Source organism: Haloarcula sp. CBA1131, assembly GCF_008728975.1.
GTDB lineage: Archaea > Halobacteriota > Halobacteria > Halobacteriales > Haloarculaceae > Haloarcula > Haloarcula hispanica.
This window is the reverse complement of the sequence record NZ_RPCY01000001.1, coordinates 2,269,495-2,293,000: the sequence shown is the minus strand read 5'-3', so window position 1 is coordinate 2,293,000 and position 23,506 is coordinate 2,269,495. Positions and strand designations below refer to the sequence as shown.

General features: G+C 63.1%; 20 protein-coding genes and 1 pseudogene. 9 read left to right on the top strand and 12 right to left on the bottom strand.

Features of this window, described 5'->3' with window-relative positions:
* The 4 genes from Har1131_RS11625 to Har1131_RS11610 all read right to left on the bottom strand — a co-directional run bounded on the left by Har1131_RS11625 (position 1) and on the right by Har1131_RS11610 (position 4,811).
* On the bottom strand, positions 1-447 hold the full coding sequence (locus Har1131_RS11625) for a response regulator (RefSeq protein ID WP_044952200.1): 447 nt from the start codon (positions 445-447) through the stop codon (positions 1-3).
* Positions 440-2,371 (bottom strand): ATP-binding protein, encoded by a 1,932-nt coding sequence (locus tag Har1131_RS11620; RefSeq protein ID WP_014040100.1) that lies wholly within the window; start codon positions 2,369-2,371, stop codon positions 440-442. Before Har1131_RS11620 ends, Har1131_RS11625 begins: the two co-directional genes overlap by 8 nt.
* Before the next feature lie 64 nt (positions 2,372-2,435).
* Entirely contained in the window at positions 2,436-3,482 is a 1,047-nt protein-coding gene (gene dph2 / locus Har1131_RS11615) for a diphthamide biosynthesis enzyme Dph2 (RefSeq protein WP_050037863.1), read from the bottom strand.
* A 54-nt stretch (positions 3,483-3,536) separates the two neighbouring features.
* Complete coding sequence (locus Har1131_RS11610) at positions 3,537-4,811, bottom strand: methyl-accepting chemotaxis protein (protein WP_050038286.1); 1,275 nt, start codon at positions 4,809-4,811, stop codon at positions 3,537-3,539.
* A gap of 265 nt (positions 4,812-5,076) precedes the next feature.
* On the opposite strand from Har1131_RS11610, the gene Har1131_RS11605 reads away from it, so the two are divergent.
* Entirely contained in the window at positions 5,077-5,475 is a 399-nt protein-coding gene (locus Har1131_RS11605) for a YlbF family regulator (RefSeq protein ID WP_008309674.1), read from the top strand.
* Positions 5,476-5,628: 153 nt separating this feature from the next.
* Here the strand turns inward: Har1131_RS11605 and Har1131_RS11600 are convergent, their stop codons facing one another.
* Complete coding sequence (locus Har1131_RS11600; protein WP_050037864.1) at positions 5,629-6,078, bottom strand: universal stress protein; 450 nt, start codon at positions 6,076-6,078, stop codon at positions 5,629-5,631.
* A gap of 112 nt (positions 6,079-6,190) precedes the next feature.
* Here Har1131_RS11600 and Har1131_RS11595 point away from each other — a divergent pair, with 112 nt between their 5' ends.
* The 3 genes from Har1131_RS11595 to Har1131_RS11585 all read left to right on the top strand — a co-directional run bounded on the left by Har1131_RS11595 (position 6,191) and on the right by Har1131_RS11585 (position 9,229).
* Positions 6,191-7,024, top strand: a complete 834-nt coding sequence (locus Har1131_RS11595; protein WP_050037865.1) for an MBL fold metallo-hydrolase — start codon at positions 6,191-6,193, stop codon at positions 7,022-7,024.
* A gap of 171 nt (positions 7,025-7,195) precedes the next feature.
* Positions 7,196-8,293: a hypothetical protein gene (locus Har1131_RS11590; RefSeq protein WP_050037866.1), complete on the top strand. Its 1,098-nt coding sequence runs from the start codon at positions 7,196-7,198 to the stop codon at positions 8,291-8,293.
* A gap of 39 nt (positions 8,294-8,332) precedes the next feature.
* Positions 8,333-9,229, top strand: a complete 897-nt coding sequence (locus Har1131_RS11585; RefSeq protein WP_050037867.1) for a hypothetical protein — start codon at positions 8,333-8,335, stop codon at positions 9,227-9,229.
* Between the two features lie 8 nt (positions 9,230-9,237).
* On the opposite strand, the gene Har1131_RS11580 is transcribed toward Har1131_RS11585, so the two are convergent.
* The 7 genes from Har1131_RS11580 to Har1131_RS11550 all read right to left on the bottom strand — a co-directional run bounded on the left by Har1131_RS11580 (position 9,238) and on the right by Har1131_RS11550 (position 16,844).
* Positions 9,238-10,182, bottom strand: coding sequence for an ABC transporter permease (locus Har1131_RS11580; protein WP_050007405.1), 945 nt, complete (start codon positions 10,180-10,182; stop codon positions 9,238-9,240).
* Positions 10,179-11,180, bottom strand: coding sequence for an ABC transporter ATP-binding protein (locus Har1131_RS11575; RefSeq protein ID WP_023843219.1), 1,002 nt, complete (start codon positions 11,178-11,180; stop codon positions 10,179-10,181). Before Har1131_RS11575 ends, Har1131_RS11580 begins: the two co-directional genes overlap by 4 nt.
* Positions 11,167-12,552: a nitrous oxide reductase family maturation protein NosD gene (locus Har1131_RS11570; RefSeq protein ID WP_151146513.1), complete on the bottom strand. Its 1,386-nt coding sequence runs from the start codon at positions 12,550-12,552 to the stop codon at positions 11,167-11,169. The genes Har1131_RS11575 and Har1131_RS11570 overlap by 14 nt, the downstream gene beginning before the upstream one ends.
* Positions 12,549-13,349 carry a hypothetical protein gene (locus Har1131_RS11565; RefSeq protein WP_050037870.1) on the bottom strand — a complete coding sequence of 267 codons (801 nt, stop codon included), beginning with the start codon at positions 13,347-13,349 and terminating at the stop codon, positions 12,549-12,551. The genes Har1131_RS11570 and Har1131_RS11565 overlap by 4 nt, the downstream gene beginning before the upstream one ends.
* 30 nt (positions 13,350-13,379) lie before the next feature.
* Positions 13,380-15,362, bottom strand: a complete 1,983-nt coding sequence (nosZ, locus tag Har1131_RS11560; protein WP_151146509.1) for a TAT-dependent nitrous-oxide reductase — start codon at positions 15,360-15,362, stop codon at positions 13,380-13,382.
* A gap of 1 nt (position 15,363) precedes the next feature.
* Positions 15,364-15,876 (bottom strand): plastocyanin/azurin family copper-binding protein, encoded by a 513-nt coding sequence (locus tag Har1131_RS11555; protein WP_151146504.1) that lies wholly within the window; start codon positions 15,874-15,876, stop codon positions 15,364-15,366.
* 242 nt (positions 15,877-16,118) lie between these two features.
* Positions 16,119-16,844: a hypothetical protein gene (locus Har1131_RS11550; RefSeq protein ID WP_050037872.1), complete on the bottom strand. Its 726-nt coding sequence runs from the start codon at positions 16,842-16,844 to the stop codon at positions 16,119-16,121.
* A gap of 535 nt (positions 16,845-17,379) precedes the next feature.
* Between Har1131_RS11550 and Har1131_RS11545 the strand changes: the two genes are divergently transcribed.
* The 5 genes and pseudogenes from Har1131_RS11545 to Har1131_RS11525 all read left to right on the top strand — a co-directional run bounded on the left by Har1131_RS11545 (position 17,380) and on the right by Har1131_RS11525 (position 23,503).
* Positions 17,380-18,186: an IclR family transcriptional regulator gene (locus Har1131_RS11545; RefSeq protein WP_014040113.1), complete on the top strand. Its 807-nt coding sequence runs from the start codon at positions 17,380-17,382 to the stop codon at positions 18,184-18,186.
* A gap of 733 nt (positions 18,187-18,919) precedes the next feature.
* Positions 18,920-20,203 (top strand): glutamate dehydrogenase GdhB, encoded by a 1,284-nt coding sequence (gene gdhB / locus Har1131_RS11540; protein WP_008309650.1) that lies wholly within the window; start codon positions 18,920-18,922, stop codon positions 20,201-20,203.
* A 6-nt stretch (positions 20,204-20,209) separates the two neighbouring features.
* Positions 20,210-21,157, top strand: a complete 948-nt coding sequence (gene rocF, locus Har1131_RS11535; RefSeq protein ID WP_049942903.1) for an arginase — start codon at positions 20,210-20,212, stop codon at positions 21,155-21,157.
* Positions 21,158-21,333: 176 nt separating this feature from the next.
* Positions 21,334-22,655: pseudogene (locus tag Har1131_RS11530) on the top strand (aspartate aminotransferase family protein).
* Positions 22,656-22,714: 59 nt separating this feature from the next.
* Positions 22,715-23,503, top strand: coding sequence for a basic amino acid ABC transporter substrate-binding protein (locus Har1131_RS11525; protein ID WP_151146501.1), 789 nt, complete (start codon positions 22,715-22,717; stop codon positions 23,501-23,503).
* Positions 23,504-23,506: the final 3 nt, after the last annotated feature.

Below are 23,506 nucleotides of genomic sequence, written 5' to 3'. Positions count from 1 at the left end.
TTATTTCGGCGGCCGCTTGACGACCGTAAGGAAGAAATCTTCAATGCTGCTCACGATGTCGACGAAGCCGTCGAAGTCGACCGGTTTCGTCAGGTAGGCGTTCGCGTGGAGATCGTACGATTCGATGATGTCCTCTTCCGCCTCGGAACTGGTCAGCACGACGACCGGAATCCGCCGGAGCGACTCGTCGCCTTTCATCTCTTCGAGGACTTCCTGCCCTCCTTTGCGGGGCATATTGAGATCGAGCAACAGCAGGTCCGGCCGCGGTGCGTCGTCGTACTCACCTTCCTGCCGGAGGAACGCAAGCGCCTCGACGCCGTCGTTGACGACGTGAAGGTTGTTCAGCACCTTCCCCTTCTCCAGGGCTTTCTCGGTCAGTTTGACATCGCCGGGATTGTCCTCCGCCAGCAGAATCTCCACCGGCCGCCCCTCGCTGGAGTCAGTCATCGCCATTCACCTCCGTCACCGCGGGCAGCGTAAATTTGAATATCGCGCCGTCGTCGGACGGTTCGACCCAGATGCGGCCGTCGTGGCGCAGGACGATTCGCTGGCAGACGGCCAGCCCGATGCCGGTGCCCTCCGTGTCGTGGGCACCGGCGCGGTGGAAGATGTCGAACACCTCCTCACGGTCCGCCGCCGGAATCCCCGGCCCGTTGTCCGAGACGGTGAACGTCACCATGCCGTCGTCTTCTTCGGCGCTGACCTCGATACGGGGTTCGATGCCGGCCTCCGTCGCGTACTCGATGGCGTTTTCCAGCAGATTCTGGAACACTTGGCCGACCTGGTTCGAGTCGGCGTCGACGCGTGGCAGTGACTCTGCCGTGATGGTAGCGTCCACCTCCTCTATTCGCATCTGTAAGGCGTCCAGCGTCCGGTCGAGGACCGCTTCCGGGTCCGTCTCCTCGAAGTCACCCGCCTTCGTCTCGACGCGGGAGTACCGGAGCAGGGCGTCGACCATCTCCTGCATCCGGTGGGCACCGTCGACGGCGAAGGCCATGTACTCGGCGGCCTCCTCGTCGAGGTCGTCGCCGTATTCGCTGTCCAACAGGTCGACGTAGCTCGACACCATCCGGAGCGGTTCCTGCAGGTCGTGGGACGCGATGTAGGCGAACTGCTGGAGCGCCTCGTTCGAGCGCTCTAGTTCGGCCTGTTTCGATTTGAGCCGCGTCTCGCGTTCGATTCGCTCCAGCGCGGCAGCCGCCGTACTCGCGAGAATCTCAAGCAGGAACCGCTCGTCGCCGTCGAACGACGCCACGGTCTCGGACCCGATACACAGCATCCCCTGGTCATCGAGCGGGAGACACAGGAGCGTCCGCATCGGCATCGCCGGCGCTGACGGGTTCGACAGTTTTTGATAATCCTCGATAACGGTCGGCTCGCTGGTGTGGAAAATACGGTTCTCGTCGCTGTCTGGCCCCATCGGAGGGAGATCCGCCGCCGTTTCCACGCCGGCGAAGTCGGTCGCCTTTGCCGTCGCGCCGATTGGATAGAGCGTGTCGTCGCCGCTGTCGTGGGACCATATCGCGGCGAGCGGCTGGTCGACGATACGCTGTGCAATCTGTGTGACTGTGTCCGCGGCCGCAGTCTCTGTGCGGCTGTACAGCAATTCGTTCGTCGCGTCGCTGAGCGCCTCGACGCGCTCCTCGCGGCGTTTGAGGGCGGTGATATCTCTAGCTACACTGACGACCTGTTTGAGTTGTCCGCTGTCGTCGAACACCGGTCGATACCACGTCTCGAAGACGAGGTTGTCGACTTCCTGTGTCACGCGGACTTCCTCCCCGTCGAGGGCCTTCTCGACGGCGGTGATGATGTCCGGATACTCACTGTACGTCTCGAACACCGATGTCCCTTCGAGGTCGCCGGGTTCCATTCCGAGCCCTTCCAGCCCCTTCCCGGCTGAATACGTGAACACGCCGTCCGGGTCTAGCGTAAACACCACGACAGGGAGATTCCCCATCAGGGTGTGGAGCTGTTCGCTCTGTTCTGCGTGTTTTCGTTCCCGCTCGCGGATGCTGGTCACATCGTGAATGAACGCCACAACACGGGTCTCGTCGCCGAGAGCAGCTCGCTTGAGCGTTACCTCGACCAGTTGGTCCGTGCTGTCGGGTCCCTCCGTTGCCCACTCGACCTGCGCCGAACCTGACGTGGCTGCCTCGGCTATCAGGTCGTTTGCGTCCGCCGTGGAGAACCCCGGCGGACTGAACTCGCCGACGTGCATCCCGACGATGTCGTCCGGAGTACACCCCAGGAGCGCGCCCGCGGCCTGGTTGGCCCGGACGACGGTTCCGGTGTCGGCGTCGTGGATCATAATCGGGTCCGGACTCGCCTCAAAAACGTCCTGATAGATAACAGCGTCCTCTGTAGAAGCCATGGACCGTATCAGCGCCCGCGCTACAAGACAGTACGCCCCTTGTTATCAGCGGTGAAAACTGGCGCTACCAGGTACCGTGAAAGGTGTCGAACTCCAGGGATTCGAGCGGTTTCTCGCCGATAGCGATCTCGTACTCGCCGGGCGTGAGCATCGGCTTCTTGAACTGCGGGCCGTCGTCGGTGGTGATGCGCGGACAGCCGGTGTTGACGTAGGCGTCCATCCCGAAGTTCGTCAGCCGGTCCGGCGTCACCTCGTCCATGGTTATGAGGTAGGCGTTCTCGTTGTTGTCGACGATCTCCTGGGCCTTGTCCCAGCGGCCCTGACCGATCTTGGTACAGAAGATGACGCCCCAGGACTCGGCGTCCATCGCGCGGTGGACCGCGCCGTAGCGTTGCTTCATGAACTTCTCCGTGTCGGCGACGGTGACGACGTTGTTCACCGGGTCGGCGATGACGACGTGTTTCTCGGGGTGTTCCATCGCCAGTCCGAGGGGGTGGAACTTCCCGCCACCCACGTACAGCATCTGGTCGGCGTCTACGTCGGCGCTGGCGTAGTTACAGCCCAGCACCTGGCCCTCGTGGGTGAGCCGCTCGTCGCCCCGGCGCGTGTGGACTGTGTAACCGCGCTCCTCAAGCCACTCGCGCATCTCGTCGAACTTGTTCATATGCTGGGCCGTCGTTACCAGCCCCACGTCGGGGTCCTCTTCGGGGTCCGCGAGCTGTTCCTCGCGGGCCTGCTCCATGATGGGGAAGACGTCGACGTTCGAGAACAGCGGTACGTAGATGATCTTGTCCGATTCCTTCATCGGCGAGTGGCCGAAGTGGACGAACACGTCCGTCCGGCGCATCATGTACGTGTCGAGGTCGCAGGCCCCGTAACAGGGCTGGCCCGAGAGCAGCACCGTCACGTCGTCGGGGAGGTTCTCGCGGAGGTCATCGGCGACGGCCGGGCCGCGGCGCTTCAGCCCCTCGGGGAACTGCAGTCCCACCTTCTCGGCGTCTCGCTCCTCGACGGCTTCGACGATTCGGTCGAGCTCGTAATCCCACTCGCGGTCGTGTTTGAGCGACAGTCCGGTGTTCCGGAGGTCGCCGTCAGTCCGCTCTTGACTCATTGCAACCCTGTATCGGTTCGAGCGGCATAACCCCCGTGTTTCGGCGAGCGACAGTTACTCCATAATCTCGGCAAGCTGTCGCTCGACCCGCTCGACGTTCTCCTCTAAGTCACGAGCCATCTGGTGTTGCGTCCCGTTGGCGTCAGCCAGTTCGTCGATAGACTCGGAAACCTCGGCGGCACGCTGGGCGATCTCGTCGATCATGCTGGCGATTTCTTCGGCGCTTGCGGCCTGGTCGTCCGTCGCCTCCGCGACCTCGCTGATACCCTGTTCCGTCTCCGAGGTCGCGTCGAGGATGGCCTGCTGGTTGTCTAGCACCGTCTCCAGATCGGTGAGGGCTTGCTGAACCGCATCGGTCGTTTCTTCGACGTTTTCGGCGGTGTTGTCGGCCATCTCGCGGACCTCGCCGACGATGCGCTCGACCTCGTCGGCGTGCTGTTTGGACTCGTCGGCCAGTTCCTTGATCTCGTCGGCGACGACCGCGAACCCGTCGCTGTCGCTGTTGCTCCGCGCGGCCTCGATGTTGGCGTTCAGCGCCAGCATGTTCGTCTGGTCCGCGATGTCGTTGATGACCTCGACGAACTCGTCGATCTCCTCGATGTGGCCGCGGAGTTCCGTCGAGTCCGACGCGACCTGTTCGGCGGACTCAGTCGCGTCCTCGACGCGTTCGATGGTTTCTTCGGCTGTCTCGACGGACTCCTCGGCGAGCTCCCTGGCCTCGCCGCTCTGACTGCTCACTTCCTCGGCGCTGGAGGCGATTTCCTCGACTGTGGCGCTGAACCCGGAGACCTCGGACTGGACCTCGTCGAGGTTGTCGGACTGCTCGCCGGCCATGTCTTTGATCTCGTCGGACTGCTCGGTAACGGCCGCGGCGGAGTCGCTGATTTCGCCGACCGCCGACTCGACGTCCGTCGCCATCTGGGACTGGAGGTTCTGGAGCGCTTCGCGCTGTTCGACGATATCGCTGAAATCGATCAGTAGCTCTAGCGCACCGATAGCGTCCCCGCCGGGGCCCATGAGCGGGATCGCCACTGCCCGCGCGTGTGCCATCGTCCCGTCGGGTCGTTCTGCCGAGCGGAACTCGTCTTCCCGGACTGGCTCCCCGGTTCTGATGACCTCCTGGGCGAGCGTCTCGTCTTGGCCTTCCGTGCCAAACACGTCGTAGGCGTTCATCCCGACCGCCTTGCTCGCCGGGAGCCCGAGCAGGTTTTCAACCGTCTCGTTCCAGTGTGTGATATCGCCATCCGCGTCGACGACGAACGCCCCTTCCGGTAGCTCCTCGACAAGCGACTCGAACGCGTGGAGCCAGAACTCCTCGCTGTTATCCATAGACTCCGGCAGCAGTTCCCCCGCTGTAGCTTGTTTAGCCATTATTGTAAACAGCAATGAACCGGGTAAATGATTTCTGGCCGATTACAACTGCTGATAACTGAGTGGCGTCATATTGACACCGAGGAGAGGCGGGAATTCACGACTGGAACAGAGTCCCACGGGGTAACAGACGCAGCCTGTCGTACCAGCACTGGGCAGCTATCCCGCCTGAAACAACCCGGTTTCGGCAGGCCTATACCGCCCGAGTCCATACCAATCGGTGATGAGCATCGAGACCGATACCGCCGCTGATATCGACGGTGACCACGTCGAGGCGCTCGCTACAGAGTTCGGCGAGGCAATCGCCGAGCTACCGGTGTACCAGCGATTCAAGGAGACGAAAGACGCCGTCGAGAACCACGACGAGGCGCAGGCGGCCATCAAGGAGTTCGAGCAGATCCGCGAGGAGTTCATGCTCGCCCGCCAGACCGGCAACGCCTCTCAGGAGGACCTCCGGAAGGTCCAGCAGAAGCAGGAGGAACTCCACGACATCCCGGTGATGAGCGACTATCTGGAGGCCCAGAACGAACTCGAACTGCGCCTGCAGGAACTCAACGAGATCGTCTCCGAGGAACTGGCCGTCGACTTCGGCCAGAAAGCCGGCGGTTGCTGCGAAGACTGAACAGCGGTACTTCTCGCGGTCGCGTTTTTCGCTGACTCCGCAGCTACCGGTCAAGAACGCAGATGACGCCGACAGCTACCATCCGTCAGCCGCACTGTTCCACCGACAGTTATGGCCAGTCAGTGACACGGCCCCGCTGGCCGTGCTGTGCTGTCACTCCTCGACTTCGGTTTTCACCACGACCGCCGGTCGCTCGGTCAGCCGAAGCACCTTGTCGGTGATGCTGCCGAGGAGACTTCGGTACTCCGCCGGCCGCCGCTTCGTCCCGAGGACGAGCAGGTCGACGTCCGCCTCGTCGGCGGTTGCGATGATGGATTCGGCAGGCCGTCCGTGTTTCAGGGTTGTTGTTACGTCGACGCCGGACGCCTCCGCGTCATCCTGTATCCGGGCCAGCGTCTCCTGGCCCGTCTCTTCGAGGCCGTGTTCCGGCCCCTCCGATTCGTCGACGTACTCGTCGCCGCTGTAGGCAGTGTACACGTCTTCGTCGACGACATACAGCGCGTGGAGGGCCGCGCCGTGTTCCGCTGCGAGGGCAATCGCGTGGGACTCGGCGTTGGTCGAGGCTTCTGTCCCATCCGAGGCGAGGAGGATGTGATCGTACATACAGGTCGTATTTCTCCCAACTGGGAAATAAACCGAGGGTTCCGTTCTCAGACAGCGGGAGACACCCGGCGTCTTCGAAACATCTTAGCGACCGGGCGTGGCATCTCTGCACATGACAGTCGAATCTGATTGGGACGACTGGCTCCCGCGTGCGGTGGAGTCGGCGACGCCTGACGGGCTGGCGATCTGGTATCTGGGCTGTAACGGCTTCATCGTGAAATCGAGCGGCGGAACGACCGTCTTCATCGACCCGTATCTCGGCACGGGCGACCCCCCGCGGACCGTGCGGATGGTCCCGGTGCCGTTCAACCCCGAGGACATCACCGAGTGCGACGCGGTTCTGGGCACCCACGAGCATACCGACCACGTTCACGGGCCGTCACAAGCGCCGATTCTCGCCGGGACGGGCGCGGACTATTACACGACCGACAGCGGTCACGATGTCATCCGGGAGGAAGCGTGGCTGGAGAACTACAGCGTCACCGACGATCAACTGCACGAAGTCACGGAGGGTGACACGCTCGAAATCGGCGATTTGACCGTCCACGTCGAACCGGCCAACGATCCCGACGCCGAGCATCCGGTGTCGTACGTGTTCGAACACGAATCCGGCACGTTCTTCCACGGCGGCGACGCCCGCCCCGGCGAGTTCGAAACTGTCGGCGAGCGCTACGACATCGACGTCGGCGTCCTCGCGTTCGGGACCGTCGGGATGATCGACGACAAGGAGACCGGCGAACCCACACGAACGCAGTGGTACAACGACGAGAACATGATTATCGAAGCCGCGAACGAACTCCAACTGGACACCCTCGTCCCGACCCACTGGGACATGTGGAAGGGGATGACGACGGAGCCGACCGTCCTGCACAACCACGCCAACAGCTTCGCGCATCCCTCGACGCTTTCAATCGTTGAAATCGGCGACCGGTACGATCTCGACTGACAACGGTCTGCCAGTGTCGCACGGACGGTCTGTCCGTCTTTGCTAGCTCACGTCCTGTTCGTGTTACTGAGGTTACGTCTCTATATTATATTAATCAGTATCGTATAGAAAAAAGGTGTAAATGTTGGTCAGGTACGTACCTTTAATACTATTGCTGAGACCATACAGACCATGAGCAATTCGCAAGCCTACGACGAAGTCACTGTCACCGCAGATGGCGTGACAGTGACCAAGCGGTTCGAGGCGGACGAGTTCCCCGTACCCGCGATAGCGTTCAATCTCACTTCACGACGGTCTGTTCCGGTGACGGTCAGGCTAGTCGACACCGTTCCAGAAGACGTAGCAGTCGAGGATCTGGGCTTTCACCCCGAGTACGGCAGCGAGTACTGGGACATCAACGAAAACCGGATCGCCTTCGAGAAGGAACTCGAACCCGAAGCTGACTACACGACCGTCTACGGTATCCGTGCGACGGGCACCGACGACGTCGAGAAGTTCCTGACGGAACCCGAAATCGAGAGTGTGAACCCGCCTCTGGACGAAGATGAGGAAGATCTCGTCGGTGGCGGCGACGAGGCTGTTCGGGACGTCATCGCCGGTGACGCCGACAGCGTTCCCGGTCTGGAAGACGATGACGACGAGGACATCGAGACGCTGGACCTCTCGGACCCGAACAACCCGGACTCAAGCGTCGAAGCCCCGGAAGAGAGCAACGCCGCACCGGCAGATTCCGAGGTCCAATCCGGCGCTGTCGTCGCGACGATGGCACAGGAAATCCGCGATCAGAACGTCTCCCCCGAAGACGTGAAGCTCCTCAAGCGTGCGCTCGACGCCGTCTCCGAGGACGACAGCGACGCCGGCGGCGTCAACGACGCCCGGATCCAGCGCATCCAGAGCGATGTCGCGGACCTCCGTGCGTACACCGACGCTCTCGAGGAGTTCCTCGAAGAGAACGGTACCGGCGAGGACATGATTCAGGAGTTCGGCGAGCGCCTCGATTCCTTCGAAGCGACTCTAGAGGATTTCGAGGACGAGGTCCAGTCGGCGACGGATGCAGCCACGTCCGCCTCCGATCAGGTCGACGACCTCTCCGGGGATGTCGAGAGCGTCGAAGGGCAGCTTGACGCCCTCGAAGACGATATCGAAGCTGTCCGCGAGGAGATCGACGACGGCGAACTCGCCGACCGGATCAACGAAACCGAATCGGAGATCGAAGAGCTCAAACAGTGGCGCGAACAGCTGTCGTCGGTTATCGGCGGCGGCGAATAACCGAACTCGTTTTACCGGTCCCCCGTCTGTGCCTGCATAATGACGACGACGAGAGTGGCCGTGCCGCGCAAGGGCCGGCCCCTCGAAGCAGTGCTGGAGCGACTCGCCGGGCGCACGGGGACCGCCGACCTGGCCGACGATATCATCTCGACGCTTCGCTACGAGAAAGCCGTCACCAAGGGTAACCAGGACGCGGTCGCCGACGTGTACCATCGCATCAGCGACTACTCCTCGCTCGATGAGCCATACGAGCCAGAATACACGCTGCTCCGCGACGACCGCGACGGGATGCCACGGCGGATCGTCTTCGACAGCGTCACTGTCCCGACCGAACACGGTGACGTCCAGCTGGTCGGTCGCGAGGAGCCGTTCCGGGCGCTCCGGACCCACGAGTTCGCGCTCGGGTTCGACAGTGCCGACCTCGTTCTCGAAGAGGTCGTCCAGCTTCGGGACGAACCGCTGACCGCCATCGACGAAATCAACGACCGCATCGACCCGCTGGATACGGACGTACGGGTCGTGACCGGGCTGGGCGATACGGTGTACCACACCCTGCTGGCGACGCCGGATGTCATAGACACACAGGACGGCCCCCTCGACCGGGCCTTCGTCACCAACTACGAGGGCGAACTCTGCATCTCACCGCGCTACGAGCGGCTCGTCGAAGCCGTTCTCGGAACCAGCGCGCTCGATGGCATTTCCTTTACCTATCCGACGGAGGGCGGCGAAGAAGAGGAAGACATCGCGGCGACCGGCCTCGGCGTCTACCTCACCGTCACGGGGTCGACCGCGCGCGACCACGGCCTCGAACTCGGCGAGCAGTTGTTCCCCAGCGAGACCGTGCTTCTGGAAAACGCCCACGAGCGCACCGAGACCACGAAGCAGGTCGCCGGTCTGTTCGAGGAGCCCGAAGAAACAGCGCTGCAGTCGGTCTAAAACCGTTTTCAGAGACGCCGTCGCTGGATGAGTTTCGCAGCGACGCCGATGGGCACGATGACCCACGCCACGAGCGCCGCGGCGACCATCGGCACGGTCAGCCCGGCCTGGGCCAGCACGCTGCCGAAGCCACCGGCGACCACGTCCACCTGTGAGAGCGCGAGCACGCGGAAGCAGTCCACGGGGTTGAGCAGTATCGCCGCGGCGATAGCGCCGGAGCCGAGGTCGAACCCCGCAACCGCCCCCAGTGCGACCAGATCGTGCAACAGCGCGACCCACAGCCAGATGGCCAGCGTCGCACCGAGCGCGTGGGTTTTCGTCCGCGAGACCGTCGAGACCAGCACCGCAACGCCCAGCATCGCACAGGCGGTCAGGACCGCAGCGAGGGCGACGGCGGCGTACTGCCCGACGCTGGCGAGACCGATATAGCGGACGGTCAGCAGCGCGCCGGGGACGAAGCCCAGCAACATCGCGCCGGACAGCACCGCCGCCCGGCCGATGGCAGTCCCGACGACGACACGGCCTTTCGTCACCGGGAGCGCGAGCATGAGTTCGAGCGACCCGCGCTCGTCCGCCCCGACGATGGCGTCGTAGCCGACCGCCAGCGCGGTCAGCGGAACGAGGTAGACGCCGAGTTCGGCGATAGTCGCGATCACCGCGTCGAAGCGACCCGGGCCGACCGAACTCGCGCCGAACTGGACAACCGCGGTGGTGAAGAGACCGAACAGCAGCGCCACGCCGAGCGCCCACCGGCTCCGCACGGCCAGCCGGTACTCCCGGCGAGCGATGGTGAGCAGGCTGCTGTCGGCAAACCGAGCAAGCGCCGATTCGTCGGCAGCGTCCGTGGCCGTACTTCCCTCGGTTCCGCCGTCGTGCAACCGGGTAGCCGGAGCGTCGACCGAAACGACGCCGCCGTCCGGGGTCGGATCTGTCGAGGAGTCGCCCTCGCTCATGCCGGCTCACCTCCGGAGTCCTCGGTCGCCGCCTCCGCAGCCGCCGCCGTGCTGTCGGAGCCGGTGTCATCGCTGTCGTCCGCCCCGACGGCCTCGTGGAACGCGGCCTCAAGGCCGGGTTCGCGGACCTCGAAGCGGTCGATGTCGTACCCCTCACCGACGGCGGTCAGCAGGTCGTAGGCGTCGGTCGGCGTAGTCCGTGCCGTCACCGCCGCGCCGGAGCGGCTGACGCTGGACACTGCCTCGTGGTCCCCGAGGTCGGTCGCCGCGTCGCTCGCAGCCGCCTCGGACGCGAGCGACAGCGACACCGTCACCTCGTCGGCGGCGGCGCGGCGAAGCTCCTCGACCGGTCCCGCCGTCGCCACCTGTCCGTCGGCGATGATGACTGCCTCCGAGCAGAGCCGCTGAATCTCCCCGAGTGCGTGCGAAGAGAAGACGATAGTCACGTCCGTCTCGGCTGCCAGGGATTCCACGACCTCGTGGAACGCCCGGATGCCGTCGGGGTCGAGCCCTGCCGTCGGTTCGTCGAGTATCAGCACGGCCGGTTCGCCGACGAGCGCCGTGCCGAGTCCGAGCCGACGGTTCATCCCGTTGGAGTAGCCGCCGACGCGGCGGTCCGCGGCGTCCGCGAGTCCGACGGTGTGCAGGATGCGCTCGACGTGGTGTGCCCGGTCTTCCCGGGGCACCGAGCGCATCCGGGCGTGGAAGCTGAGTATCTCGCGGCCGGTCAGGCTCGGCGGGAAACCGGCGTGCTCCGGCAGGTAGCGCACTCGCTCGCGGACGGTGGTCCCGTCGGTCGGGTCCGCGCCGGCGACGGAGACGCTGCCAGCGTCCGGTCGGTTCAGCCCGACGAGCAGTTTGAACAGCGTCGTCTTGCCGGCCCCGTTCGTGCCGAACACGCCGAGGGTGGCCCCCTGTTCGACAGACAGACTCAGTCCGTCGAGCGCCTGCACGTCGCCGTACGCTTTCGATACGTCGTCGACATCAATCACGTTCATAGTAGCTCCTCCAGTTCTCGTGGGGTGGTTCGGTGAGCGGGCGGGCGTCGACGACACCGGGCGACTGGACGACGGGCACGGACGACTCGGCCAGCCGAACGGCGTCGAAGGCCGGGCTACTGGCGAACACCCGCGCGGCGGGCTTTTCGGCAGTCACTTGCTGGACGGTCCCGGCCGGCTGGTAGCGGGTGTCGCCGACGCCGTCGTCGTCAACATCGGTCGGGTTCGCCCGGGACCAGTAGTTCCCGACGCTCTCGTTCCAGTGGACCTGGTCGCTCATCACCGCGAGCACCGGCCGGTTGTTGCGGATGAAACTGTTCTCGGTCACGGTTCCGTCGGTGCTCCCCGCGGCGATGTGGACACCGATATCGTTGCCGACGACGAGGTTGCCGACGATGCGATTGCTGACGGAGTTGTAGACGAACAGCCCGTTCTCGTTGTCGACGAGGTGGTTGCCGCGGATGTCCGTGTCGTCGATGCTCTTGACGAGGATGCCGTGGCCGGACTGCCCGCTGTTGTTGACCGCGACGTTGTCCTCGATGACGAGGTGTTTCGACACCATCAGCGCGTACCCGACGTCGTTGTCGAAGGCGGTGTTGTCCCGCAGGTGCGAGTCGTCCGAGTACATGTAGTGGACCCCATACCGGAGGTCCCACATCGTGTTCTCGCTGGCGTTGACGTCTTTGGCCCAGTTGAAGTACAGTCCGTCCCGGACGGTGGTGATGTCGTTGTTCCGGATGACGCTGTCCTCGGTCTTCCAGATCTGGACGCCGTTGCCGCGTTTGGTCAACTGCGTTATCTCCTCGCGGCCGACGATGGTGTTGTTGCGGATCTCGGCGTCGTCGACGCCGTCGAGCCAGATGCCGAAGGTCATGTCGGTCACGCGGCTGTCGCGGACGGTGACGTCGCTTCCGTTGACGAATATCGCGGCGTCGTTCGTCGCGGCGCTGTAGCCGCTGTTGCGGACCCAAAGGTCCGCCACGGTGACGCCCTGCGCTTCGACGGCGAGCACGTCGCCCTCGCCGTCGCCGTGCAGCAGCGCTGACCCGGGACCGTTCCCGGACAGCGTGACGTTCCGCGTCGTTACGACGAGAGTCTCGTCGAAGCGACCGGCAAGCGTGACGGTGTCGCCGGGGTCCGCCGCATCGACTGCCGCCTGTGCGCTGTCGTAGGTCTCGCCGTCGACCGTTGCGGTGCCGTCGGCCGACGGGGCGGTGAACGAGTCAGTCTCGGGCACGTCGGGGTTGAAGGCGAGGTCGTCGCTGCCGGTCGGGCCGGCGCTGGCCATCCCGACAGCCACGACCGACAGCACGAGCAGGACCGCGGTAGCGACGGCGAACACGCGCTCGAAATCGTGGGACAGTGGGCTCATGAGTGGGTTTCTGGTTGGTCAGATTTGACCGCGGTGGTCGTGGGGCGGTGCGGGGCGTCATCCTCGTCGTCGGTGTCGCCGTCACGGCCGAGGCGGTCCCGAACGGCGTCGGGAAGCCCGGTGAGCCCGCTACGGAATCGGGCCGGGAGTTCGCTGAACGTCGCCGCCTGGTCGCGGTAGTAGTACGAAACCGCGAGCAGTCCAACGGCAGCTGCGGCCATGTACGCGCCGAGGCCGAACCGGGAGACGCTCGTGATGTTGGCGACCTGATACTGGCCCCACAGCGGCGGCGTGAAGCCGTCGACGCCCATCACCGGCGCGCCCGGGTCGAGCGTGTGGCCGGCCTGCCAGAGCCGGTACTGGATATCGGCCAGCATCACGGTGAACACCAGCACGGTGCCGCCGAACTGGTATTTCAGGCCGCGCTTGAGCTTCTCGGTGGTCGGTGCGATTGCGACGAACACCGACAACAGTGACACGCCGATGAACGCGACCGGTCCCAGCGCCCACTCGGGCACGTCGATGGCGTTCTCCTCGACGGGGAAGTTGGGCTCGACTAACACCGGGTCGGGGAAGTAGAACCCGACGTAGTGGTTCAGCCGCGCCATCTCGATGAAATCCCCAGTCAGGTGGGGGTAGGCGTACAGGGAGACGTGCAGCGTCGTGCTCGGATACTGGACCGCGTCGACGCTGATGTGCCACATCGGGAACGCGAGCGCCGCGACGAACAGCAGCGCCGCTCCCACGGGGAGGCCCCGTCGAATCTCGCGGAAGTCGTCGATAGTGGGTCGTTGCATGGCTGAACACCTCCGAAATGGGTTGTGTCGCTACCCCTCCGCCGGTTCGACGATCATCCGGCTGCGCATCTCAAGGTGCAGGGCGCTACAGAAGTACGTGCAGTAGATCCAGTACACCCCGGGGTCATCGGCCGTGAAGGTGACCTCGCGAGTGTCCTGCGGGGCCACGGCGTAGTTGATGTCGTGCTCGGGGATGGCAACGCCGTGGATGATGTCCTGGATGCCCTCGATGTTGGTCGTGGAGAGTTTCACCTCGTCGCCCTCCTGGACCGTGAAGTCCGGCAGGCCGAACTCCGAGCGCTTGGTCGTCATCTTGACGTGGACGCTGTTGTCGCCCGTGCGCTCGACACCGGAGTCCTCCTCGGTGATGTACGTTTCCTCGTAATCGTCCTTGTCGTACACCTTCTTGGCGTCTATCTTGTCCTTGTGGGCGAACACGCAGTCGTGTGGCTCGGGGTAGGCCGGGTGGTCCGCGACCAGTTCCATCTCCTCCTCGCCCTGCCCGATGTGGATGAGCTGGTCGTTGTCGGGCATAATCGGGCCGACCGGAAGGAACCGGTCCTTGGACAGCTTGTTGAGGCTGACGAGCCACTCCCCGTCGGGGTCGGTCGTCATCGCCTCCAGCGCCTGAATGTGGCCCGGGTTGTAGTGGACGTCCTGCTTCTCGATGATGGGGTCCTCGGACCCTTCTTCGGCCTCGACGGCCGCCTCGATGTCCCACTTGACGGCCTGTGAGTCGATGAACAGCGACGTGTAGGCGTGTCCGTTGCCGTCGAAGGTCGTGTGCAGCGGGCCGAGCCCGACGCGCGGTCGCCCGGCGACGACATCCTCCGGGTCGGAGGAATCGGCCAGCGCGTTCAGGTCGATCATCGTCACCGTCGGCGAAAGCTTCCCCGCGACGAAGGCGTAGTCGCCGTTCGGGCCGACCTCGACACAGTGGGGGCTTTTCGGTGTCGGGATGTACTTCACGATGGGGCGGTCGCCCTGGTTGAGCGGACTTTCTTGCGTCCCGTCGACGACGGGGATGCCGTTGACCTCCTCGTAGTTCCCGTTCTCGACGGCCTGCTCGATGGCCGGGATGTCGAAGGCCTTGACGTTGTCCCGGTCGTCTTTCGTCATGCCCTGGATGTCGGTGGCCTCCTCGCTGTTGTACGCCGAGGAGATGGCCCACCGACCCTCTTTGCCGGTGTCGACGATGTCGAGGTTCCCGTCGACCTTGACCTGCCACTGGGTCTCCATCGACTCGGGGTCGACGGCGACGAACAGCGACGTGTAGTTGTCTGGGTTCTTCGCGTCGGTCCCGTCGTTGGGCAGCGGCACGCGGAACTCGCCGTTGCCCAGCACGTACTTCGTGTCCGGCGAGAGGACACAACAGCCGTGGATGGCCTGCATGTTCGGGACGTCCGTGATGGCGTCCGTTTCGAAGTACGTGAGATTCACGCGGGCGATGCGGCCGTTGGCCTTGTCGTTGACGTACAGGTATTCGCCGTCGTAGTCACCGTCCGTCTCCGAGAGGTTCGGGTGGTGATTGTCACCCCAGCTATACCCGCCGCCCTCTTCCAGCATTTCCTGAGTCCCGTCAGTGAACCCATAGCCCGACGCACAGTCGGTGTTGAACACCGGAATACGGGTGAGTTCCCGCATCGACGGGATGCCGATGACCCGCAGTTCGCCGGAGTGGCCGCCGGACCAGAAGCCGTAGTATTCGTCGTGTTCGCCCGGTTCGACCGTGTGGCTCGCGCCGCTGCCCGAGGGTGTCGACTGGCTGCCGGCACTGCCATCGCCACCGCCGGTCAGCGCTGAACAGCCAGCGACGGACCCCATCGCACCGGCGGCGACGCCGGCCTTCATGAAGTCTCGGCGACCGAGCGAGAGGCCGGGCAGTCCCAGCGAGAGGTTGTCGTCCGCAGTCGATTCGTCGGGGGACTCGACCTCCGCCAGTACCGAGTCGAGGGTTTCTTCGTACTCTTCGAGGACTTCGTTCGGATCGCGTGGGGTTTCGTTTTTGCTCATATCAGACCACCTTGATTGTGCCGACCATCCCGTTCATCTCGTGGGGGATGCAGTAGTACTCGTAGGTCCCCGTCGTCTCCAGCGTAACCTCGTAGCTCTCGCCTTTCGGAATGTTGCCTTCCTGCCCGTTACTGTAGCCGTCTTTCGCGGCCTGCAGGGAGTCGAACCCGCCGGACGCGAAGTAGTCCGCGCCGTCGGGGATCTCGTCCTCGTAGGCCGTCACCGTGTGGCCGATGCTGCCGACGTTCTCGAACGTGACCGTCGTGCCTGCCTCGACCTGGATTTTCTTCGGCTCGTATGCCAGTTCGTCCGTCATTTCGACGGTGCTCGTCTCGGTCCATTCGGACTCGCTCCCGCCGTCACTGGACTCGGTCTCGCCGCCGTCTGATCCGTCACCGCCGCTACCTGAGTCGCCGTCACCGCTACTGTCGGAGCCGCCGCCCGATGAACAGCCAGCTAGCGCGACTCCAGCCGCGAGACCCAGACCGCGAACGAATGTTCTACGCGTTTCCATGGTAGCTCACGGCTGCAACTCGAAGACCAACCTGTATATATAGGGAACCGCACTCTCATCTCGCAGGAAGCGGGGCGAATATGTTCGCCCGGAGATAGTGAATGGTGTCCTCTCGTGACGGTTGCCGCGGAATACAACGACTGTGTACTCGTCTCAGTACTCCTCAAGTTGGGAGGGTGTGCCGGCGTCCAGTTCACCGCGCTTCAGTGACGCCTACACCTGTCTGCCAGAGAGCCGCCCGTTCAGCTGTCCACAGATTCCTGTAACCGCGCGAGACTGGTCAACACCGGATACGTCCAGAGTTGCTCTTCGTACATGTACGTACAGAACTCGTGTGTCTCGAACCGGTAGACGCTTGAGTGGAGCTGGTCCTGGCGCTCCTGTAGAAGCGCAGTAACGTCACTCTGGAACGTCTCGCGATACCACTCGGGCACGACTGTGCTGTCGAGCGTCTCGATGATCTCCTGCAGACTGCTGCGGTACTCCAGCATCGACTCCTGTTCGATTTTGACAGCGCGGTCCAGCGAGGTCCGTTCGTCGATTGCTTGCTCGGTCGCTGCCACCAGCGAGCGTTTGAGCGGCGGCGAGAACCCGACGTTCGTCTCGGGGTGAAACAGCGCTGCGTAGTCCGGCCCAAACTCGATAGCGACGTTCTCGACCAGCGATTCGTCGTACACTGACTCGTAGTGGTCGACAGCCAGCACCGTGTCGGCGTAGGCGTCCCGTAGCGCTTCGACGGGGTCTGATGCGGACTGTCGACCTCGCGCACCGACGGGGGAGGAGGGCTGGTCGGCGGGGTCGACGGCACGCAGGCGCTGGAGGAAGTCTTCGAGACCACCTTGCTCGGCCGCGAGCTCCGTTTCCTCCACGTCAAGCACGGAGAGAGCCGTCTCGATCGGCTCGAGAATGTGGTCTCGCCATGTATGCAGGAACCACTGCGTGCCGTCCTGCGCAGGCGTCGTTGACATACTAGTGTCTCGTTCAGTAACAACAATAAGTGTTTTAGTTACCGGACAACACCCCCGTGTTCTGGACGACTATTTATATATCCTTGTCGGCTAGCACCACCGTCTCCGGGACCCATCGTGCGGTTTCGATCTAGCAGCGATTACGGTACTGTAGAACAGCAGCAGATTCCATCAGAGGTAATTATATCTGTATTCATCATTTCTGGATAGAAAAACGGACTATATTAGAGACGGTTCCGAACTTTCAATCTAGAAGTGCGATATACGATATTAAAATTGATAGCTCAAGGATAAATAACTCAATAGTAGGTGCAAATTGAGCGTTAATCTGAACACCTCGATAAGACAGCGCCCTACGGCTCACAGCACAGACACACTCACAGCTCGGCTGTTACCGATTCTGTCCGCAATGAGTCGGACGGTCATACTGTGCGTGGCATTACTCCCTGTCGGTCGGTAGCGTCCAAGCGGGTGTTCCGGTCGCTCATCGCTCACATCCGGGTTTTTAAATAATGACGGCAACTCTACTGGGGTAATGACCGACGACGCCGACACACAAAACACGGGCCGGCGGATACAGTCCGTGGAGAACGCCTGCGAGATCATCGAAGCCGTTCAGGAGTCAAACAGCGCGACGTTGCAGGAACTGAACGAGCGAATCGAGCTCTCCCAGGGAACGCTTCACACGTATCTTGCGACGCTGACCGACTGTGGCTTTCTCACGAAGGACGACGACACGTACCAGCTCGGTTTTCGGTTCGTCACGATGGGCGAACACGTCCGCAACGAGACGGAACTCTACACCGCTGGACAGGAGGAAGTGGACAAACTGGCGGACAGGTCCGGCGAGTACGTCCATCTGGTCGTCGAAAACGACGGGCGCGAAGTCGCCATCTACGAGCGGCGAGGGGAACACGCCGTCGGGATGGACTACCACCTCCAGTTGCGGGAGGCCCCACAGCACCTCCACGACAGTGCTTCGGGGAAGGCGATCCTCTCGTGTCTCCCGTCCGAACGCGTCGAGGAAATAATCGACCGTGAAGGGCTCTCGCGACAGACACAGCACACGATTACGGACCGAGAGACGCTCTGCGACGAGCTAGAGACCATCCGGGAGCGAGGGTACGCGACGAACGACGAGGAAGAGATTCGGGGCCTTCGGGCGGTCGGTGCGCCGATTCTGGACAACGACGGGACCGTCGTCGGCGCGGTCAGTGTGACTGCACCGACCAGCCGTCTGAAAGGGACCCGTTTCGACACCGAAATCCCAGAGATGGTGATGGAGGCCGCGAACCTCATCGAAGTCAATCTCGAAATGACCTCGTTTGACCGGGGCACGTAACAACGGCGTCGTACACTCGTCTCCATCTGTCGGCGACGACCACGAAACGACGACGGCGTCCGGTCTCCGACATTTGGATAGCTCAAATCTCGGCTGTGCTACTGTGACCGTCGAACGGAGCGATTCACCCGGCAAATGAGCCACAATAACAGTCGTACCATCGTTAGTAAGTGGTCGAGGTAGCGTATCAGGCCCGATAGCCATGCCTACAGGCTGTTTCCGGCGGGTCGCCGCGGGAGTTATACCTGTCGTGGGTGGTCTCTCCCAGTACAGTGCTCCGACACTGCCGTGCCAAGTCTATTTTTGAGATAGTCAAAACACTGGGCGATTCTCTGTTCAGTACTAGGCCATGGTATAGCACGTCTGCGTCGATATTCTGCTATCCGGCGTGGCTTCATCTGACCAGTGTGGCCTCGCCTATGTTGAGCATATCAAAGCTATATTTATCGGATATTCTGCAAATACGCCACTAATCTGGCCCATAATACTCTATAAGCGACGAATGAAGATGTCTGCTTGGTTTTGCTATGTTCAAACTATTTGTCCCGCAGACAGTCCCAAATATTTATTAACAATACCGGTATTGGTGCCGATACACTGTCTCACTCCAGCCGTCGGATGTTGACAGTCAGGACGGAAGCAGCGTGCTGAACGACGCAGCGTACTCGCCCCATTGGTCCCGAAGCGAACGGGCGTACGCACCGGAACCAAGAGCCGAATCCACCAACCAATCATGAGCACACAGAAGGAGCCATCAGAACAAGCACCAGACGACGATGAATCGCCAATCGCGACAGCCCGCCGCCAACTGGAGCGGGCGGCCGAACACCTCGATCTCTCCGAGGGGCTGCTTGAGCAGCTCCGTCACCCATCGAAAACCGTCGAGGTGTCTGTCCCGATCCGCCGAACCGACGGGAGCGTCGAGGTGTTCAACGGCTATCGCGTCCAGCACTTCGAGGTCAGAGGGCCGTACAAAGGCGGCATGCGATACCATCCGAGCGTCTCCGCCGAGGAGTGTACGGCGCTGGCGATGTTGATGACGTGGAAGTGTGCGGTGATGGACCTCCCCTTCGGCGGCGCGAAAGGCGGCATCGTCGTCGATCCGTCGACGCTCGACGCACAGGAGACCGAACAACTGACCCGTCGGTTCGCCGAGGAGCTCCGCGAAGTCGTCGGGCCGACGAAAGACATCCCAGCACCCGATATGGGGACCGACGAACAGACCGTCGCCTGGTTCATGGACGCGTATTCGATGCAGGAAGGCGAGACGGTCCCCGGCATCGTGACCGGCAAACCGACAGCGGTCGGCGGGACACACGGCCGCGAGGAAGCACCCGGCCGGAGCGTCGCCATCGTCGCCCGCGAAGCGCTCGACTACTACGACGGAACCGTCGAGGGTGCCACTGTCGCCGTACAGGGCTTCGGTGCTGTCGGCGCGAACGCCGCACGCCTCCTCGACTCCTGGGGCGCATCCGTCGTCGCTGTCAGCGACGTCGACGGCGGCATCTACGACGAATCCGGCCTCGATATCGAATCGATTTCGGCTGACGGCGACGAACACGGCCAGCTAGGGGACGTCGACGCACCACGGCAGATATCTAACGCCGAGCTGCTGGAACTCGATGTTGACGTCCTCATTCCCGCGGCAGTCGGGAACGTCCTTACCAAGGAAAACGCTGCAGACGTGCAGGCGAGCATCGTCGTCGAAGGGGCGAACGGCCCGACAACGACAGCAGCCGACGCTGTGTTCAAAGAGCGCGACATCCCAGTCATCCCGGACATCCTCGCCAACGCCGGTGGCGTCACTGTGAGCTATTTCGAATGGCTCCAGCACATCAATCGCCGGAGCTGGTCCCGCGAGGAGGTCAACGAAGAACTCGAAGCCGAGATGCTCGATGCCTGGGAGGCTCTCCGGACCGAAGTCGAGGACCGTGACGTCACATGGCGAACGGCTGCCTACATCGTCGCGCTCTCACGAATCGGTGAGGCTATGAACGCCCGCGGGCTATGGCCGTAGCAACGGATGTCCCTTCAGTCTACCCACTCGCGAGACCACAGTCGTTCCGTGTCACCTGTCGCGGTGCTCGGTGTCCCCTTCGCGCTCGGTGCCGACCGGCGTGGCGTCGACATGGGGCCGTCGGCGATTCGCTACGGCGGCCTCAGTACCGCCCTCGATACGGCCGGCGTCGAATACACTGACGCTGGGGACCTCGCACTGCCGACGCTACAGTCGCAGTCGGCGACCACCGACGACGGCGCGAAGTACCTCGATGCGATCGCCGAAATGACCGACACCCTCGCCGACCGGGTGGCGACGGAAATAGCCGACGGGAGCGTGCCGCTGGTGTTAGGCGGCGACCACTCTATCGCGATGGGCACGATGCGTGGCGCGGCCCAGACGGACGAACTTGGCGTCATCTGGTTCGACGCCCACGGCGATTACAACACCCCGACTACGTCGCCTAGCGGGAACGTCCACGGTATGCCGCTTGCGGCCGCCCATGGCTACGGCGACTTCGCAGAGATGCCGTGGGCGACCGCCCCGAACGTCGCCGAGGAGAACACCGCCATCGTCGGAGCGCGGAGCCTCGACGCTGACGAACGAGCGGTCCTCCGTGAGAGCGACATCTCCGTCTTTACCATGGAAGATATCGACAGGCGCGGTATCGGACCGGTCACCGACGAGGCGCTCGACATCGCGACCGACGGCGTCGACGACATCCACGTCAGCCTCGACCTCGACTGGCTCGACCCGGACGACGCGCCGGGGGTCGGGACGCCAGTCCCGGGCGGCGTCACCTACCGGGAGGCACATACGGCGATGGAACGGGTCGCCGACCGCGACGCTGCCGAATCGGTGCTGCGCTCGCTCGACGTCGTCGAGGTCAACCCTATCCTCGACCAGCGCAACACGACGGGCGAACGAGCGGCCGAACTCGCCGCCAGCGCGTTCGGCAAGCGGATCCTGTAGCGTATCGTAGCCATTGAAAATCAAGGCACACCTGATCGCATGACGGCAGTGCGATCAGTGTGTAACTCGTTTCAATTGTTACTATAGCTTCGAACCGCGGCACGCACCCAGTTGTGTGGCCGGCACGCGGGGCCGGAACACAGTGATTTATTACCAATGATGGCGATTGTGATAACATGGACCGCAATACTGCGGAGCCGCGTGTCGATAGCCTTCCCGGCCCACAGAGCAGCGAGTGGGTCGAGTACCACCACGAAACCGCCGCGCCGAGCACGTACGTGTACGATTTCGTCTGGGACATCACTGAAGACGCAATCGGTCCGTTCTGTACCGATGCGGACGGCAACGTCCTGCTCGATTTCACCTGCCACGTCGCCGCGTCACCGCTCGGCTACAACAACCCGAAAGTGCTCGACCGAGCCGACGAGTTCGACATGGTCGACCCGCTGAAAATAGCCGGCCAGGACTTCTACGTTAGCACCGGCGGCTCGCCCGACGAAACGTCGCTGCCGGGTCCCGCCCACCTGATGGATAGGCTGACCGACATTACCAGCCACTACGACTTCGACACCGTCTTCCTCTCGAACTCCGGCGCAGAGGCCGTCGAGAACGCGATGAAGATCTGCTACGACAACTGCGAGACGCCGAAGTACGGCATTACCTTCGACGGCGCGTTCCACGGTCGGACCCTGGGAGCGCTCTCGCTGAACCGTTCGAAGTCCGTCTACCGCCGGAAGTTCCCCGAACTCAGCGGGATCCACGACGTGGAGTACTCCGAGGCCGGGGTCAAGCGCCTCCGTTCGAAACTCGACGCAGACACCGGCCACATCCCGCCCGAGGAAGTCGCATTCCTCATCTTGGAGCCGATACAGGGCGAAGGCGGCTATCGCGTCCCGAGCCCCGAGTTCCTCTCGGCCGTCGACGACCTCTGCCGGGAACACGACATCCCGATCATCGCCGACGAAATCCAGTCGGGAGCCGGCCGCACGGGCGAGATGTGGGCTGTCGACCACTACGACATCGAACCGGACGTCATCACGAGCGCGAAAGCGCTCCGGGTCGGCGCGACCATCTCCCGCTCGGACATCTTCCCGTCCGAAACGTCGCGGCTCTCCTCGACGTGGGGGCCGGAGACATCCTCGGCTCCATGCGCGGCGCACTGACACTCGCCGCTATCGAGGACCACGACCTGCTGGACAACGCCGCCGAGAAGGGGACGTACTTCATGGATCGGCTCCGCGAGGTTTCGGCGGACCGTCAGCTGGTCGAGGACGTTCGCGGTCTCGGCCTGATGACCGCGCTGGAGTTCGACACGGCTGACCGACGCGATGCCGTGATGGAAACCGCGCTCCAACACGGCCTTCTCACGCTCGGCTGTGGCCAGAAATCCCTCCGGCTCCTCCCGCCACTCGACGTCACCGAGCGCGAACTGGAACTCTGTCTCGACATCCTCGATTCGGTGTTTACCGAGGTTGCAGACCCTGTCGCGTCGGCCTGACCCTCGCGACTTCTGCGGTAACCGAAATGTTAAAATATGATTGATTCGACTGTGGGACTATGCCACGAGAGGCACGCGTAGACAGACGGAGGTATCTGCAGGCAATCGGTGGCACTGTCGCGACCCTGTCGGTCGCTGGCTGTCAATCGGGCAGCGGGGACTCACAGACGCTCACCGCGGGAACAGCGCCGGGCTTTCCGCCGTTCGAGATGAAGCAGGACGGCGAACTCGTCGGCTTCGACGTCGAGTTGCTGGAAGCTGTTATCGCGGCGTCGGAGTACGAACTGAGCGGGTGGGAAGAACTGGAGTTCAAATCACTCATTCCGGCGCTGAACAACGGGAACGTCGACGTCGTCGCGGCAGGCATGACGATCAACGACGACCGCGACGAAGCGATCGACTTCTCCGACCCGTACTACAGTTCGAACCAGGCCATCGTCGTCCGCGAGAGCGGGTCGTTCTCGCCGTCGTCGTTAGACGACCTCTCCGGAGCGACGGTCGGTGCACAGAAGGGGACGACCGGCGAATCCGTCATCAAGGACCAGCTCATCGAAGCGGGAACGGTTCCGGAGTCGAACTACAACGCGTACGGCAACTACGTGCTCGCCGTCGAGGATTTGCTGAACGAAAACGTCGACGTCATCATCATCGACGTCCCCGTCGCGAACTCTTTCGTGGCAGACCGCCCCATCGAATCCGCGTTCGTCCACGAGACCGGCGAGCAGTTCGGCTTCGGGATTCAGTCCGGTAACGACGAACTCGCGGGTGCGCTCAACAGCGGGCTGACTACCGTCGAGGACGACGGGACGTACCGGGACCTGACCGAGAAGTGGTTCGGACAGAAGTGAGGC

Excerpts from the sequence above, each read along its gene's own strand:
- Har1131_RS11570 (WP_151146513.1), bottom strand. The coding sequence starts at position 12,552 with ATGAGCCCACTGTCCCACGATTTCGAGCGCGTGTTCGCCGTCGCTACC.
- Har1131_RS11550 (WP_050037872.1), bottom strand. The coding sequence starts at position 16,844 with ATGTCAACGACGCCTGCGCAGGACGGCACGCAGTGGTTCCTGCATACA.
- Har1131_RS11575 (WP_023843219.1), bottom strand. The coding sequence starts at position 11,180 with ATGAACGTGATTGATGTCGACGACGTATCGAAAGCGTACGGCGACGTG.
- Har1131_RS11600 (WP_050037864.1), bottom strand. The coding sequence starts at position 6,078 with ATGTACGATCACATCCTCCTCGCCTCGGATGGGACAGAAGCCTCGACC.
- Har1131_RS11590 (WP_050037866.1), top strand. The coding sequence starts at position 7,196 with ATGAGCAATTCGCAAGCCTACGACGAAGTCACTGTCACCGCAGATGGC.
- Har1131_RS11620 (WP_014040100.1), bottom strand. The coding sequence starts at position 2,371 with ATGGCTTCTACAGAGGACGCTGTTATCTATCAGGACGTTTTTGAGGCG.
- Har1131_RS11565 (WP_050037870.1), bottom strand. The coding sequence starts at position 13,349 with ATGCAACGACCCACTATCGACGACTTCCGCGAGATTCGACGGGGCCTC.
- dph2 (WP_050037863.1), bottom strand. The coding sequence starts at position 3,482 with ATGAGTCAAGAGCGGACTGACGGCGACCTCCGGAACACCGGACTGTCG.
- Har1131_RS11545 (WP_014040113.1), top strand. The coding sequence starts at position 17,380 with ATGACCGACGACGCCGACACACAAAACACGGGCCGGCGGATACAGTCC.
- Har1131_RS11605 (WP_008309674.1), top strand. The coding sequence starts at position 5,077 with ATGAGCATCGAGACCGATACCGCCGCTGATATCGACGGTGACCACGTC.
- Har1131_RS11525 (WP_151146501.1), top strand. The coding sequence starts at position 22,715 with ATGCCACGAGAGGCACGCGTAGACAGACGGAGGTATCTGCAGGCAATC.
- Har1131_RS11595 (WP_050037865.1), top strand. The coding sequence starts at position 6,191 with ATGACAGTCGAATCTGATTGGGACGACTGGCTCCCGCGTGCGGTGGAG.
- nosZ (WP_151146509.1), bottom strand. The coding sequence starts at position 15,362 with ATGAGCAAAAACGAAACCCCACGCGATCCGAACGAAGTCCTCGAAGAG.
- Har1131_RS11610 (WP_050038286.1), bottom strand. The coding sequence starts at position 4,811 with ATGGATAACAGCGAGGAGTTCTGGCTCCACGCGTTCGAGTCGCTTGTC.
- Har1131_RS11580 (WP_050007405.1), bottom strand. The coding sequence starts at position 10,182 with ATGAGCGAGGGCGACTCCTCGACAGATCCGACCCCGGACGGCGGCGTC.
- Har1131_RS11585 (WP_050037867.1), top strand. The coding sequence starts at position 8,333 with ATGACGACGACGAGAGTGGCCGTGCCGCGCAAGGGCCGGCCCCTCGAA.
- gdhB (WP_008309650.1), top strand. The coding sequence starts at position 18,920 with ATGAGCACACAGAAGGAGCCATCAGAACAAGCACCAGACGACGATGAA.
- rocF (WP_049942903.1), top strand. The coding sequence starts at position 20,210 with ATGTCCCTTCAGTCTACCCACTCGCGAGACCACAGTCGTTCCGTGTCA.
- Har1131_RS11555 (WP_151146504.1), bottom strand. The coding sequence starts at position 15,876 with ATGGAAACGCGTAGAACATTCGTTCGCGGTCTGGGTCTCGCGGCTGGA.
- Har1131_RS11625 (WP_044952200.1), bottom strand. The coding sequence starts at position 447 with ATGACTGACTCCAGCGAGGGGCGGCCGGTGGAGATTCTGCTGGCGGAG.